Raw genomic sequence first — 15,909 nt, 5'->3', positions numbered from 1 at the left:
ATCACTGCAGAGTAAGTGAGTGTCACTTGCTTTGCAGTTTTTTAATTTTAAATGAGGAAAAAAAATTATTTGTTAGTAAATGTTGCACTTTTAAGCAATAACTTTTAAGCTATATAAGTAGCTTTGATTATAGAAAGAAAAGATGGAAGAAAAAAATGGAGAAGAGACTTAAAACAAGTCGCTATATTACTGGATTTGATGGATTACGATCGCTTGCGGTAGTTGGTGTCATTTTATATCATTTATTACCTAATACAATGCAAGGTGGATTCTTAGGGGTACCGGTATTTTTTGTTGTCTCCGGTTATTTGATTACGGATTTATTACTACAAGAATATCGTCAAAATGGTCGGATCGCGGTTAAGCAATTTTATTATCGGCGCATGCGTCGTTTATATCCGGCTTTAGTCACGATGTTGATTTTCGCTTCGGCTTATATTACTTTATTTCAGCGTAATTTATTGAATAATTTGCGGGGAAATGTCTTGAGCAGTTTGGCTTATGTTAATAACTGGTGGCAGATTAATCATGGCATGTCTTATTTTGACCGCTTTGCTGCGGAATCTCCTTTTACGCACATTTGGTCATTGGCAGTTGAAACACAAAATTATTTAATTTGGCCAATCGTTTTTATCTTATTGATGAAGTTTGTTAAAAATCGAGGAAAAATGTTTTTAACAGTTACAGCATTGGCGATTTTATCAGCCATATGGATGGCGATTTTATATGTTCCTGGACAAGATCCAACAAGAGTATATTATGGAACTGATACGCGAATTTTTTCAATTCTTTTAGGAACAGCACTCGCATATATTTGGCCCAGTTCTCGTTTAAAAATGACAATTCCTCCCAAAGCTAAACGAACCCTAAATATTATTGGTTTTGTTTCATTGGCTTTGCTAATTCTTAGTTTCTTCACTATTTCAGATGGGACCACCTTTTTGTATTATGGAGGGATGTTCTTAATTAGTTTGTTAGTAGTCATTTTAGTGGCGATTACAGCTCATCCAGGCGCTAGTTTGAATCGGTTCTTAACCAATCCAGTTTTTGCTTGGTTAGGAAAAAGAAGCTATGGTATTTATTTGTATCAATTTCCAATTATGATTTTTTATGAGGCTAAGATAAATATTGCCAACCATGTATATTTACACGCTTTAATTGAAATCATTTTGATTTTAATTGCTACGGAACTTTCTTATCGTTTGGTAGAAAATCCTTTACGAAAATTCCAGTATGCAAGAACTTTTTCAGTTGTAAAAAATTGGGTGATGGCTCCGATCAAAAGTAAACAAAAAATTGGCTTGATCGCCGGAAGTCTAGTGTTTATTATTTCATTAGTGGGATTAATTATTGCTCCAACAAATCAAGTCGATGCCAATCAACAAAAATTGCAAGAACAAATTAAAAATAATCAAAAAGCAGCGGAAGAAAAACAAACTGCGGAGACAAAAACTAGTGACAGTTTGGAATCAGAAACAAAAGACAGCACCGAAGCTTCTGGCGAAATCAGTTTGGCTGAAAAATATAACTTGACCAATGCAGAAGTAAATATTGCTAAACGAATGAACGTTACAGCATACGGGGATTCCGTTTTATTGGCTGGTTCTAACGGTTTAACCTCATTGTTTCCTAAAATGACGGTGGATGGTGAAGTTGGTCGCCAATTGGCTGATGGAATTGAACAATTACAAACGATTAAAGACGATGGTAAACTGGAAGACACGGTATTATTAAGTTTAGGAACTAATGGTGCTTTCACTGAAGATGACATTGCACAAATTATGTCGATTATCGGGAAAAAACGAAGAGTTGTTGCAATCAATGTTTACGTTCCAACTCGGCGTTGGCAAAATGAAGTGAATCAATTATGGGATGTTTCAGCCCAGAAATATAAGAATCTGACTGTCATTGACTGGTATGATTATAGTAAAGATCATCCTGAATGGTTTTATGAAGATCAAGTCCATCCAAATGAAGAGGGCGATATCTATTACACTAGTCTTATCACGAAAGCCCTAGTAAAAGGACAATAAAATAAAAACGTTTTGTGAGATAAATTTTTCACAAAACGTTTTTTTGTTGATTAGATTGTAAATAGATATCCTTTTTTTGCCGATTTAATTTTTTAAAGGCAAATTCAGCTTTCATAGCGGCACTTTTACTGTCAAAAACTTCAGCATGAACCATTTGAACGGGCCGACGACTAAGTGGATGAGTATACTTAGCACCTTTTCCACTATTATGCTCTTTTAGACGACGAGACAAATCAGTAGTATAGCCGCCATAATAAGTTTGATCACGACACAACAGAACATAAAAATACGCATTAGTTGCCATAAAGCATATCCTTTAACGGTGGAGAATAGTTTCCCTGATCATCATAAGTAATTAATGGTGGTAAGAAACGTAGACCATCATTTTTTCCATCTTTAATGGCTTCTATTAATAAAATATTGGCTTCTTTATCAGCTTTAGGATAGACAAATTGAATTCTTTTCGGGGCCAAACGATTGGCCCGCAAGCAATCCAGTATTTCTAAAAAACGATCGGGGCGATGAACCATTGCAAAGCGACCATTGGTTTTGAGTAAATCTGCCGACATTTTGATCACCTCAGCTAGATTTGTTTCGATTTCATGTCGGGCAATTGCTAGATAAGGATTAGGGTTTTTTTGACTGAGAGGCAATTCCTTAAAATAAGGTGGATTGCAAACAACCAAATCAAAGGCATCTTTTCTAAAGATACTCAATGTATCTTTTAAGTTCAGTTGATGCATAGTCATTTGATTTTCTAAATGGTTGAGTAAAATACTTCGTTGGGCCATTTCGGCAAGACGTGGTTGAATTTCGATTTGTTCGATTTCAGCTGCTGTTTTTTGACTAATAAAAAGACCAACGGCACCATTTCCGGCACATAGATCCATAATTTTTCCTTTTTTCGGGACACGGGCAAAATTAGCTAATAAGACCGCATCAATTGAAAAAGAAAAAACTTCAGAGCTTTGAATAATTTGAATACCTTCAGCAAAAAGTTGATCAATTCTTTCTCCATTTTTTAACAATTGTTAAATCCCCCTTAAAAAAATCACGCCTATGTATTATACTACGTTTAGTACGCTTTAGGAACAGAGGAGAAAAAAGAATGTTTTTTAGATTTATTCGTGGCTTTGTAAGAATTTTTTTAGGCTTAATTAATGGCAATGCCCATTATCAAATGCAAGAAAATTTACCAAAAGACAAAAACTATATTTTAGTAGCCCCCCATCGGACTTGGTGGGATCCTTTTTACTTGGCGCTAGGAGCATCGCCGAAGCAGTTTGCATTTTTAGCCAAGGAAGAATTATATAAAAATGCTGTTATTCGTTATATTTTGGTTCATTTGAATGCATTTCCGGTGGATCGTGATAAGCCCGGGCCAAGTGTTATCAAACGACCAGTAAAATTGTTAAAGGACTCCGACAAAGGCTTGATTATGTTTCCTAGTGGCACGCGGCATTCGTCGGATTTAAAAGGTGGAATGGCCCTGATTGCTCGTTTAGCAAAAGTTCCGATTGTACCAAGTGTTTATCAAGGACCAGTAAAGTTTTCTGATTTATTTAAACGTCGTTCTGTTTACGTTCGTTATGGTGCACCGATTGATATTTCAGATATTAAAAAGCTTGATACAGCTGGATTAGCAGAAATTGAACGCAGAGTACAAACTGCCTTTAATCAGCTGGATTATGAAATCAATCCAGATTATAAATATTTGCCAAATAAAAAAGGTAGTGAACAAGATTAGTTCACTACTCAAACTGTAAACAAAATCCAAAATTTGGAGATTGTTTACAGTTTTTTTATTGCAGAAAGGGCAGGACATAAGTCAACCAAACCCAGCTGATGGGCATCACTAAAATCATCGCTGGTATCATATCAGCAGTAGGAAACATCCTAATTTTACTCATACGAAAGCCAGTCGCTAACATTAAGAAGCCACCACAAGCTTTAAAATCCAGAATCATTTCTGGTGTAGTCATTGGAAAAATCACGCCGGCAAATAAAAATAAGGCAAAAAAGATAACAAATTGTGGCAAGGCAATTACAGATACGACATAGCCTAAATTACTAGCAAAAATAACTGCTGTGAAGAAATCTAAAACAGATTTGGCGATTAAGATCGTATGATCACCAGTCATGCCAGCCGTCAAACTGCCGTATATACCTGTTCCGCTAGCGCAGAATAATACAATTGCTGTAACTAAACTATTGATAAATTCATCATGGGAAATTGCTAAGTTTTCGTGAGGAAATATTTTTCCAATCGGTCGTTGCATTAAAGCAGCGACTTTTTCAATTTGCTGACCAAAATGGAAAACCAAACCTAAAGTAGTACCGACAACGACTGCTAAGATGACGGCGGGCATATTGGCCATTTGAGTAATACTGGGAATTCCCATGGCGATGGCACAAATGCCAAAGACACCATTTAATTCATATTTTATTCTTTCAGTAGCTAAGTGTCCGAGTAACCCTCCGATGATACCACCTAATATAATCACGATTGAGTTAACGATAATTCCAATTGGCAAACTAAGACCTCCAAATCCATTCTTTACTTCCTAATGTTAACGTATCTTTCATGAAATAAAAAGATGATTTTCAGGATTGATGGAGCATAAAAGGTAAATAAACATTAATTCTGTTATAATATTGGGAAGGACTATTTTTAGAAAAAGGTGATGACGTGAAGTTTTTACATACCGCAGATTGGCATTTAGGGAAAAAATTGCATGGTTATGATTTGTATGACCAGCAAAAAGACATTTTACAAAAAATAGTTGCCCTAGCTTTGTCAGAAAAAGTGGATGCTGTGGTGATTGCGGGTGATATTTATGATCGTTCGATTCCGCCAGAAACCAGTGTAACATTATATAATCAAGTGATTGCTGAAATTAATTTAGAAGCAAAATTGCCGGTGTTAGTCATTTCTGGGAACCATGATAGTGGCACGCGTTTAGGTGCAGGGTCTATCTGGTTTAGCCAGACTCAATATGAATTAAAATCTAGGTTAGCTGAAAGCTTTGAACCAATCACGATTGATCAAACAGATTTTTATTTGTTGCCATATTTTGAACCAGTAGATGCACGAATTTATTTTGAAGATGAATCTATTCGATCGATTCATGATGCAATGCCAAAAGTGATAGAAAAAATTGTAGACAGCTTTGATCCAACAAAGAAACATATTCTGGTTAGCCATTTTTTTGTGACGGGTGCCAGTAAGACAGATTCGGAAACAAAAATAGAAGTGGGCGGCTTAGACGGGATCGATGGTCATCTATTGGCTCCATTTGATTATGTAGCATTGGGACATTTGCATCATAAAAATGCTTTGCAATTACCAAATGCTCGTTATAGTGGCTCGCCATTAAAGTATTCTTTATCGGAAAAAGATCAGGCAAAAGGTGTTTTTATTGTAGATACTAGCGACAAAGTAAGCTTTGAGTTTAAAACTTTGGCACCGTTATACGAAGTTGTTGAAATAACTGGTAGCTTTTCAGAATTAACAGATCCAAAATTTTATCAATCAATTAAACGGGATGATTATTTATCGATATTATTGACAGATCGTGCCATCATTCCTAATGTAATGAACCAATTAAAAGAAATTTATCCTCATATCTTACAAATAGAACGAGCTACTGGACGAGAAAATAGCGTAAAAAATCAAAAAAAAGCCGCTCGCATAAAAAGCAAAGGGCCGCAAGAATTAGTCATGGACTTTTTTACTGAGGTGACAGAAGAAAATCTTTCAGCTAAACAAATTGAATGGATTCAAGCGGAATTATCACAAGCCTTGAAAGAAGGAGGCGAAAAATAATGGTACCTAAAGAACTAAAGATGGAAAATTTTGGCCCCTTTTTAAATGAAACCGTTGATTTTGAAAAACTACAATCGTCGCCACTTTTCTTGATCAGTGGGAAAACGGGTGCTGGAAAGACTACTATTTTTGATGCTATCACTTTCGCTTTGTTCGGTGATCCGTCGGGGGATTTGCGCAGTGCTGAAGAAATCCGGTCTATCTTTGCCAAAAGTACCGACTTAACAAGAGTGGTATTTACTTTTGTCCATCATGGTAGAACTTATCAAATTGAACGTCAGCCGAAACAGACGATCGCCAAAAAAAACGGCAAGGGAAATACGATTAAAAATCAAAAAGTGCAATTAACGATTTTTGATGAAAATAATCGAGAAATTGAGAGTTATCAAAAAATTGATCGTGTGCGGGAGTTCTTAAGTCAACTATTACATTTGGAAAAAGAACAATTTCGCCAAATTGTGATGTTGCCCCAAGGAGAATTTCGCAACTTTTTAATGGCCAATAGTACCGAAAAAGAGTCTTTATTAAGAAATATTTTTGGAACCGGTTTTTATCGCCGTTTTACCGAAAAATTGAAACAAAAAAGACAGGCCTATGATCAAGAAGTTGCAGAAACGATGGTACTGATTGATCAATTATTTGAACAAATAGAAAGTGAAAAAGGCTTAAGTTATCAAGAATCATTAAATAATACTCATCTGTATTTAACTATTGAAAAGAAAAAATTGTCTGACCAAGAAATTAGTTTAACTAGATTGCAAAAAGAAGTAATTGAAAAACAAACGATTTTTAATGAAGCTCAGCAGTTGGCGGCTTATTTTAAAGAGTACCACCAAACGAAAGTCGTTTTAGCAGAACAAAACCAAGAATTACCTGAAATTGCAGCAATAAAAGAACAGTTAATCATCGCTGAAACAATTGAAAAAATCCAACCTTTCATGGATGAAGAAATCAAGCAGCAAAGTATCTTAAAAACTCTTCGAGAAGAATTTATTAATAATACTAATGAAATTGAAAAAGTAGAAACTCAACAAGCTACATGGGAAACAACAGAAGCAACTTTACAGTTGGAAACTGAAGAATGGAAAGAGCGCCAACAACAGCTTCAACGATTAGAAAATATCTTACCGTTATTAGAACAGCAACACACATTGCAAACGGAGCAATCAGAGCTGCTAACTAAACAACAGTCAAAAGCAGATGAATTGGAAAAATTTAAGCTTGAACGCCAGCAACGACAAGAAAAAATCGCTAATCTAAAAGAAAAATTACACTCTGAAAAAGAATTTCAAGAACGTCGTTATCAAGAAGTACAATTTCAGACAATCTGTACTGAGTTAACTAGAAAACGACAGCGTGAATTTGAGCTACAAGAGTTAGAAGAAGATCAGCAAATCGAATTAGCAAAACTAATCGAAAAGACTTCTCGCTTAAGTAATCAAATGACTAGCGCGACTGCTGAATTTCAACAAATTCAGCATCGTTGGGCGAGCTTAGAAATCGCTCGTTTAAGCATGCAACTGATTCCAGGTGAGGCTTGTCCTGTTTGTGGCTCTCCAGAACATCCTAATCCAGCAAAACATGCAGAAATTTCTCTAATTGAGCTACAAGCATTACAAATTGAAATGGAAGAAAAAGAAGCCGTTTTAAAAAATTTGCAGATTGAAAAAGAAAAAACACAGGCTGTTTTTGAGAATCAACGGGTCAGCTTTAAAAAACTACAAGCTGAACGTCAGCAAATTCAAGAACAGCTACTTGAAGAAGAGACAGACTTCCTTAAAGAATTAACTGCTTTTTATCAAATCTCTATTTCTCAAGTTGAGATGGAAGATTTTCTTGCCAAAAAAATAACCGAAACTACTACACAATTGGCAGAGTTGAAAAAAATAGCTGAAGAAGTGGCTGAATTAAGTTTTACTGAAAAAGATTTAGAGTTGCAGGAGCAAACTTTGGTTAATCAATTAGCAGAAATAACAGCTGCTTTACAACTTTTAGAAGGTCGTTTGGCAGTTTTAAATGAACAAACTGATGATTGGCAACTAGAAGAGCTCATAGAAAAAATTACCATTGAAAAACAAGCTGTTTCAGGATATTTAAGTAAGATTGAAAGTCATCAGAAAATGGGTCAAGAATTAAAAACGCAGGTTACCTTATTAACAGAACGAAAAAAACAACTAGACCAATCAATTACTAATCAAGAAATACAACTTGCTGAAAAAACAGCAATAGTGAATGATGGTTTAAGACAAGCCGATCTGATGCGAGAAGCATTTAATTCATTGATAGAAAAAAATTATGTTGCTGCCGATTTGAAGGCACGGATACAAGACTTCGAAAATCGTTGTTTGATTTTACAAGATCGAATAAAAGTTTTGAGCAATCGCTTAGAAAATCAAAGAGAACCTGAACTAGAAATTTTAGCGGTAGCTTTAAAAACTATACAAGATAGACTAGAAGAAGCCCGTAAAATATATTATCAATTAGAAAATCACATCCGGCAACAACAACAGCTAGTTGATAAAATTGAAATTTTGCATGCTGAAAGTCAACAGCAATTAAGTGAACAGCAAGAAATTTCACAACTTTTTAATGTCATGAATGGGGACAATCCTAAAAAAATTGGATTGGAACGATACGTGTTAAAATGGTATTTATATGAAGTTTTAGCTAAGGCCAATCAGCAGTTTACGTTGTTGACTAACAATCGTTATCAGTTTGAATTAAATGAAACTGTTGGAAGTTATAAGGGTAGTACGGGTTTAGAAATCAATGTTTATGATGATCATGCCGGTCAAGTCCGTAGCGCGCAAACTTTATCAGGTGGTGAGAGCTTTATCGCTGCTTTATCGCTAGCATTGGGATTGGCAGAAGTAATCCAAAATCAAGCCGGTGGTGTTGCTATTGAAACACTCTTCATCGATGAAGGTTTTGGTTCACTAGATGAAGAGGCTTTGGAGATGGCCATGACTGCCTTAGAAAGTGTTGATAATAAAGGTCGTATGATTGGTATTATCAGTCATGTTAAAGAATTAAAAGAGCGTATCCCACAACAAATTATTGTGAAAACGAATGGTTCTGGTCAAAGCAAAATAACTTATCAGTTAGAAGAAAGAAGTGAAGTCAGATGAGATGGAGTATACCAGAAAAAGTAATCGATCGTGGACGAACTTATTTAAAAGAGGGTCGGGTGCTATCTGTCGTAGCGGATACTGCCAATCGGGTCTGGCATGCAGAAGTTTTAGGTAGCGAATTATACTTAGTAGATCTAGATGGCAGTGGTAAAGAAAATGATATTTGTGAATGTCCTTATTGGGAGGAACACAGTTATTGTAAACACACGGTAGCTGTTGAACTTTATCTACGGGAAAAAAATATGTCACGTGTGATTACACCGCAAACTTCTCAGGTTCAGACAGTCCAACAAACTGTTTCTTTTGCCGATTTATTGAATCAAGGCTTTACTCGACTTGAAAAAAATGAAGAGCAAGTGGAACCATTGACGATTGAATTTGTGGTTGAGGCAATTCCTACCAATCCGTATCATACCGAATTGGACTTATTAGCTGTTTCCTTAAAAATTAGTAATGATCCGAATGGGCGCAGTTATATTGTAAAAAATATCTATGATTTTTTACACGCATATCAAACGGAAACGACATACACTGTAAATAAACAATATCGTTTTCAAATAGAAGCTGGGGCATTTAATCCCGGCTGCCGTGATATTATTGAAGATTTAGTTGGTGTCAGTGAAACTTATCAATTGCTAGGAAAAAGTGGCTTACAAGTAAAAGGAAAACTGGATAAGCGCTTCTTGTTATTGCCTGTGCACCGTTTGCAGAGTTTATTAAAAGCCATGGAGGCAACTGATAACTTAACAGTTAAGATTGGCGAAAAAACGTATCATCAATTGTCCGAAGCACAAGAATTACCTTTACTATTCAAATTGGATAAAGTAGAGAATCATTATGAGTTGACGATTGAAGATCGAATGACCAATTATTATAGTAATTATTTCTTAGGCTTTAAAGATGACCAATACTATTTATTGAGTCACGCACAACAAGATACCTATTTAACATTGAAGCAATTAATGAAACGTTTAAAAGAACCTGTGATTACCTATGAACAAAGACAATTATCTCATTTATTCACAGATGTTTTACCGCATTTAAGAAGAATTGGTCAAGTAATTATCGCACCAGAAGTTTCGGCAGTAATGAAGGAAGAACCTTTGCGGGCAGTAGTTATTTTTCGACGGATTAAAGGAATGATTAAAGCAGAAGCAGAATTTCATTATGGCAATGCTTATTTTTCAACCAATGAAGAGCATCAAGGGAAAATTCCAAATAACGTTGAAATTCTCCGAGATCGTAAAAGAGAAGGCGAAATTTTGGCTTTATTTAACCAGTTCCGTTATACAAAAATTGATACAGGTTTTGAGAAAAAAATCCCAACAAAAGAAAATTTGTATTATTTCTTTAAAATTGAGATTGAAGCATTTCGACGTTTGGCAGAAGTGAAGATGGGCAAAAAATTACGCCAATTATTTTTAGATGGCGATGAGTATCAGCCAACAATCGAGGTTGATCAAGGCGGCACATGGCTAGATATTCATTTTGATATTAGTGGGATTAATAATAGTGAAATTGATCAAGTGTTAGACAGTTTACTGAGAAATGATCGCTTTTATACTTTGGAAAATGGCGAAATTATCAGTTTTGATTCAGAAGCTTTTCAAGAAACAAGTGCGATGATTGGTGACTTACGGGAAAGAATCAATGCAGAAAATGGCGTTATTCGCTTACCTAAAAGCCAAGGGATTGTGCTAGAGGGAAAATTAAGAAACAATCCCCAAGCGCAATTTAGCGAGAGTTTTAAAAAAATGGTTCAAGATTTAACTCATCCTGAAGATTATCCGGTAGAAATACCGCAAGAACTTGAAGCGACGTTGCGTCCTTACCAAGTAACTGGTTTTAAATGGCTGACTATGCTGAGTGATTATGGCTTAGGCGGTATTTTAGCTGATGAAATGGGTTTAGGTAAAACAATCCAAGTTATTACTTTCTTGTTAGCAAAAAAAGAAAGTGAAGCAATTAAGACGGTTATAGTTGCACCAGCAAGTTTAGTTTATAACTGGCAAGCAGAAATCAAAAAGTTTGCGCCAACTTTAAGTGTTGTAGTGGTTTCAGGCAATCGGACTGAACGAGAGCAGCAGTTAGCAGAAACGGTGGATATTGTTGTCACTTCTTATGCTAGCTTGCGCCAAGATCTTGATTTACATCAGGCTCAAAACTATCAATATTTGATTTTAGATGAAGCCCAAATGGTTAAAAATGCCAGCACAAAAACATCATTAGCTTTACGGCAATTAAAAATTCCTCATCGTTTTGCTTTAAGTGGGACGCCGATTGAGAATAATTTGGAAGAGTTGTGGTCATTATTTTCAATTGTGATGCCAGGGTTTTTCCCAACGATTGGGCATTTCCGCCAGCTACAAGTTAGTGAGATTGCCAAAATGATTCAACCCTTTGTTTTACGCCGTGATAAAGCGACAGTACTGCAAGATTTACCAGAAAGAATCGAATCAAATGTTTTAAGTGTCTTAACAGAAGAACAAAAAACGGTGTATTTAGCTTATCTACGGAGAATGAAACAAGAAGTTGATCAGATGGATTCGGCCACCTTCCGTAAGCAAAGAATTAGTATTTTAGCTGGTCTGACTCGTTTACGCCAGATTTGTGATGACCCGCGTTTATTTATGGAAGATTACCAAGGAGGCTCTGGTAAACTTGACCAAGTCAAAGAGTTAATCCAACAAGCCAAAGAAAATGGTCGGCGAGTATTATTGTTCTCACAATTTACTGGAATGCTTTCTTTAATGGAAGAGGAATTCGCTGAAATTGGGATTAGTAGTTTCTATTTACGAGGCAGCACTAAAGTTAAAGATCGGCTTGATATGGTGGATGCTTTTAACGCTGGTGAGAAAGATGTCTTTTTGATTTCTTTAAAGGCTGGTGGAACAGGTTTGAATCTTACTGGTGCTGATACAGTTATTCTATATGATTTATGGTGGAATCCTGCAGTGGAAGAACAGGCTGCCGGTCGAGCTCATCGTATCGGTCAAAAGAAAGTCGTCGAGGTTTGGCGGATGATTGCTGAAGGGACGATTGAGGAACGGATGAATCAATTACAACAAGAAAAACGTGAGCTGTTCCAAAAAGTTATTCAAGGAAATGAAGAACAAGTTAGCAAGTTAACTGAAGATGATATTCGCATGATTTTAAGTTTCGGCGAATAAAAAAAGGCCTCGCTAAAAATTTAGCGAGGTAATTTTTTTAGACATGTCAGAAAAGGTGTTGATCTCCAAATCAAAAAATGGTAGTTGGTCCTTTGTCAGTTTCCTGTTCTGGTGATTAAACCACCAAACTTTGAAGCCAGCATTTTTTGCACCAATCACGTCATTTTCATAACTATCACCGATATAGAGAATATTATCAGCTGGGAGTTGCAATTGTTTAGCAGCTAAACTAAAAATTAATTCATCAGGTTTTGAACTACCAACTGCCCCAGAAATAAAAATAGCTTCTGGAGAAATAAATTCAGTTACTTGTAAAGAATCAATTTTTTTCTGTTGATGTTCTTTTGGTCCGTTGGTAATGATACCAAGTGGGATTTTTTTTTCGTGTAGAAAGGATAAAGCAGATTTGATTTCTGGATCTAGCTTAATAGCTCTTAGCTCTTTTTCATAATTGTTTTGAAAAGTTTTTGCTAATTCTGGATTGATATCTTTGAAGTCTAAATCATTCAAAGCTGCGGTTATTCGTTCTTCTCGCATTTTTTCTAAAGACCAAATACCTGTGACACTTTTCTCAAAGTGTAGATCACTGTGATAACGAAAGCGGATAAATAATTTCGGTACGGTATTTATGTCAAAAGACGGAAAAGTTTTCATGATTGCATTTTTAAAAGGTTCGACTTGTTGGTAAAGAGTATCATCAACATCAAAAACGAGCGCGTTTATCATATTTTGCCTCCTTCATTTAGTAATAAAACTAGTATATCAGAAAAGAAAAGAGATCGATTAAAAAGTCAAATATTAAAAAAAAAAGAATGCTCTTGTTATATTAAAAAATTGCTGAACAAAGAAAAAAAACATCAAAAAACTTCAATCAAAAAAATTGAGCCTTTTTAAAATAATGATTGATAACAAAAAAAGTGGAACAATAGTATGATGAAAAAAAATCACATTTTTTGTTAAAAGTTTCCATTATTCTTAAAAAACATCATATTTACTTTTAACCTGAAGAGCACAAATAAACTCTAAATAGAACAGATATTCTCCCATAGATTAAATTTAAAATAACTAAATGTTAGTTATGAATATAAGAATAAAAAAACTGCTATCAGCAAAATTGTAAATAAATTCATCTATTCATCAACCTAGAAGGCGATTTCAACCAATGATGAAGAACATAATAAATTATTCTTTTTATTAAAATAGTAACTAGAAATAAATATTTTATAATAAAAGTATAACAGTTTTTAATCCTGTTCAATAATACAGGAAAATGATAAAAAATTAATTCGAAATAATTCACATATTTCAAATCCGCGCGGTCAATGGCATAAGAAAAGATGGAAAATTAAATAACACTAATATTTACTAAAAAAATGTACTCCTCCTCTTTTTTTTGTTACGTTTTTTATGTATAATAGTAAACAGATAGAAGCAAATGGCCTTCTGTTATAAAATTAACATTGGTCAAGAAAAGGAGTGATACATGTATGTTGACACTATATACTTCCCCTAGCTGCACATCATGTCGGAAAGCACGTGCTTGGTTACAAGAACATGAGATTCCTTACGTTGAACGGAACATTTTTTCTGAACCCTTGAATATCGACGAATTAAAGGATATTTTGCAAATGACTGAAGATGGAACTGAGGAGATCATATCAACTCGTTCAAAAGTATTCCAAAAGTTGAACATGAATTTAGATGATTTATCATTAAAAGAATTATTAGATTTAGTAAGAGAAAATCCAGGACTTTTACGTCGACCAATTATGATCGATGAAAAACGTCTACAAGTTGGATTTAATGAAGACGAAATTCGTCGTTTCTTACCAAGAGTTGTTCGTCAATACGAATTACGCCAAGCACAATTAATGGCGGGATTATAATTAATTAAAGTTTAAAGACTAAACTAGCCGGTCCAGATTGGATTTTCGGCTAGTTTTTTAATTTTTTCATCATAAAGTAAACGTGCTTTCTTTACATTTTGTTGGAATCAGTTACAATAAGGTTATATATCTAAATGAAATGAGGTGTGTTTAGATGGAGATGGAGCACATCAATGAAAATACCATTCGAGTCTTGATTGGTAATGAAGATCTAGCAGATCGTGGCATTACTTTTTTAGATTTGTTAGGTAACCATCGTGAAATTGAATCATTCTTTTATTCCATTTTAGAAGAAGTGGATGTAGAAGACGAGTTTAAAAGCAGTGAGGCAGTAACATTTCAAGTGTTACCGAAAAAAGACGGGCTTGAATTATTCATTAGCAAAAACATGTCTCAAGAAGAATTTAACAAAGCTGCGGATGCCTTGGAGTTAGAGTCAGGTGATTTTGATCAATTGATGCAACAACAGATTTTGTCTTCAACTAAAAGTTATGGCGGAAAAGATGATGTAGAACGCGTCAGAGTATTTGCTTTAGATAGTTTTGAAAATTTGATTGAGTTAGCCAACTATCATTTCTTAGATGATGCATGGTGTGATTTATATCAATTTAACGGACAGTACTATTTATTAGTGTTCTTTGATCCGGAATATTTCGGTGATTTTGCAGTGACCGACATTATTTCTGAAGTTTTAGAATATACCCATAGCACGACTGTTTCTCCAGAAGTTCTTGATGAATACGGAAAAATGTTGATGCGGCAAGATGCCATTGAAACAACGCGAAACTATTTTAAATAATTATTGAAAGATGATCTTTTTGGATCATCTTTTTTTTGCGTATCTTTTTTAAGGGTGATAAAAATGCTCTTTGGTTTTGATGAAAATAAAAAGCTTGTTAAAGCATCGACTACACAAAAAGATCGGACCATCTATTGTCCAGATTGTGGTGAAAGATTAATTTGTAAAGTAGGTATGATAAAAATTCCACATTTTTCTCATTTAAAAAATAGTCAATGTTGTAGTTTTTCAGAAGGAGAATCAGCGGAACATTTAGCGTACAAAGAAGGTTTTCAAAAATGGGGAAGGATTTTTGAGGAAGATTGGGAAATGGAAGCTATTTTGCCAGAAATTCCTCAGCGTCCAGATTTACTATCACAAAAATTAGTGATTGAAGTCCAGTGTTCACCTTTAAAAATAAGTCGTTTAGTAGAAAGAATTGCCGGTTATCATAAATATCAATACGAGGATTGGTGGCTTTTGGGTCCGAAGTTGACTCCGGAGAAAAAACTGACGCAATTACAAAAGGCTTTTTGCAGCTTTTCATCTGACAAGGGTTTGCATCTGTGGCTAGTGAATCAGCAAGGTGTTTTTTTATATTATTTTTTACGAGAAATCAATGGTGCACTGTTTGCTGATCGTCATCAGTGGATGCCATACTCTGTTTCTTTAAAAGAAATCTATCAGACAAGTTTTCAAAATCAACAACCGCTGATCCATCTGCGAAAAACAGATGCATCCAACTGGAAAAAACGATTGAATCAGCAATTGATAAAGAAAGATCCTTATATTTTACGTTTGCAAAAATATTTTTATCAAGCAAAGACACACTTATTATACTTACCAGAATGGTTTTATTGGCCTAGTTGGTATTTTATCTTTTATCAAGCAGATATATTGTTGTTTCGTTATTTAGTACAAGAAATTAGTGAGTATTCGATTGTGATGGAAGTATTTAAAAAATACTTACTTGATGAAAAAATTCTTTGGGGATTCCCTAGAATTAAACAACAGGAGATTTTGGATAAATTGTGGCAAGAAAGTATTTTTTTACTGAAAAAAAGCGAGAAATCTATTTAGAAACC

Annotated in this window: 12 protein-coding genes; 8 read left to right on the top strand and 4 right to left on the bottom strand. The window is 34.8% G+C overall.

The features are described from left to right. Positions 1–155 precede the first annotated feature (155 nt). Positions 156–2,033 carry an acyltransferase family protein gene (locus ACVWNY_RS09180; protein ID WP_454071274.1) on the top strand — a complete coding sequence of 626 codons (1,878 nt, stop codon included), beginning with the start codon at positions 156–158 and terminating at the stop codon, positions 2,031–2,033. Positions 2,034–2,061: 28 nt separating this feature from the next. Here ACVWNY_RS09180 and ACVWNY_RS09175 read toward each other — a convergent pair whose 3' ends face one another. Together ACVWNY_RS09175 and ACVWNY_RS09170 are read right to left on the bottom strand one after the other, a co-directional pair. Then, positions 2,062–2,337, bottom strand: coding sequence for a GIY-YIG nuclease family protein (locus ACVWNY_RS09175; protein ID WP_218326775.1), 276 nt, complete (start codon positions 2,335–2,337; stop codon positions 2,062–2,064). Beyond that, the gene (locus ACVWNY_RS09170) at positions 2,327–3,061 is read right to left on the bottom strand and encodes a tRNA1(Val) (adenine(37)-N6)-methyltransferase (RefSeq protein ID WP_454071273.1); all 735 of its coding nucleotides are present in this window, start codon (positions 3,059–3,061) and stop codon (positions 2,327–2,329) included. The genes ACVWNY_RS09175 and ACVWNY_RS09170 overlap by 11 nt, the downstream gene beginning before the upstream one ends. An 80-nt stretch (positions 3,062–3,141) precedes the next feature. On the opposite strand from ACVWNY_RS09170, the gene ACVWNY_RS09165 reads away from it, so the two are divergent. Continuing rightward, positions 3,142–3,780, top strand: coding sequence for a lysophospholipid acyltransferase family protein (locus tag ACVWNY_RS09165; RefSeq protein WP_454071272.1), 639 nt, complete (start codon positions 3,142–3,144; stop codon positions 3,778–3,780). 55 nt (positions 3,781–3,835) lie between these two features. Here the strand turns inward: ACVWNY_RS09165 and ACVWNY_RS09160 are convergent, their stop codons facing one another. Further along, positions 3,836–4,567 carry a DUF554 domain-containing protein gene (locus tag ACVWNY_RS09160; RefSeq protein WP_438719696.1) on the bottom strand — a complete coding sequence of 244 codons (732 nt, stop codon included), beginning with the start codon at positions 4,565–4,567 and terminating at the stop codon, positions 3,836–3,838. 155 nt (positions 4,568–4,722) lie between these two features. Between ACVWNY_RS09160 and ACVWNY_RS09155 the strand changes: the two genes are divergently transcribed. Genes ACVWNY_RS09155 through ACVWNY_RS09145 form a run of 3 tightly spaced genes read left to right on the top strand, consistent with a single transcriptional unit; the run spans position 4,723 to position 12,160 of the window. Next, positions 4,723–5,859: an exonuclease SbcCD subunit D gene (locus tag ACVWNY_RS09155; RefSeq protein ID WP_454071271.1), complete on the top strand. Its 1,137-nt coding sequence runs from the start codon at positions 4,723–4,725 to the stop codon at positions 5,857–5,859. Continuing rightward, positions 5,859–8,987, top strand: a complete 3,129-nt coding sequence (locus ACVWNY_RS09150; RefSeq protein ID WP_454071270.1) for an AAA family ATPase — start codon at positions 5,859–5,861, stop codon at positions 8,985–8,987. Before ACVWNY_RS09155 ends, ACVWNY_RS09150 begins: the two co-directional genes overlap by 1 nt. Then, positions 8,984–12,160 carry an SNF2 helicase associated domain-containing protein gene (locus tag ACVWNY_RS09145; RefSeq protein WP_454071269.1) on the top strand — a complete coding sequence of 1,059 codons (3,177 nt, stop codon included), beginning with the start codon at positions 8,984–8,986 and terminating at the stop codon, positions 12,158–12,160. Before ACVWNY_RS09150 ends, ACVWNY_RS09145 begins: the two co-directional genes overlap by 4 nt. Before the next feature lie 12 nt (positions 12,161–12,172). Here the strand turns inward: ACVWNY_RS09145 and ACVWNY_RS09140 are convergent, their stop codons facing one another. After that, positions 12,173–12,886: an HAD family hydrolase gene (locus tag ACVWNY_RS09140; RefSeq protein WP_218326768.1), complete on the bottom strand. Its 714-nt coding sequence runs from the start codon at positions 12,884–12,886 to the stop codon at positions 12,173–12,175. Between the two features lie 761 nt (positions 12,887–13,647). Between ACVWNY_RS09140 and spxA the strand changes: the two genes are divergently transcribed. From spxA to ACVWNY_RS09125, 3 genes are all read left to right on the top strand, one after another. After that, entirely contained in the window at positions 13,648–14,046 is a 399-nt protein-coding gene (spxA, locus tag ACVWNY_RS09135; protein ID WP_218326767.1) for a transcriptional regulator SpxA, read from the top strand. A gap of 154 nt (positions 14,047–14,200) precedes the next feature. Beyond that, positions 14,201–14,845 (top strand): adaptor protein MecA, encoded by a 645-nt coding sequence (locus ACVWNY_RS09130; protein WP_218326766.1) that lies wholly within the window; start codon positions 14,201–14,203, stop codon positions 14,843–14,845. A 63-nt stretch (positions 14,846–14,908) separates the two neighbouring features. Beyond that, a complete protein-coding gene (locus tag ACVWNY_RS09125; RefSeq protein WP_454071855.1) occupies positions 14,909–15,904 on the top strand; it encodes a competence protein CoiA in 996 nt (331 codons plus the stop codon). Positions 15,905–15,909: the final 5 nt, after the last annotated feature.

The organism is Enterococcus sp. JNUCC 77 (genome assembly GCF_054819945.1).
This window is presented reverse-complemented; position numbering and strand designations above follow the sequence as displayed.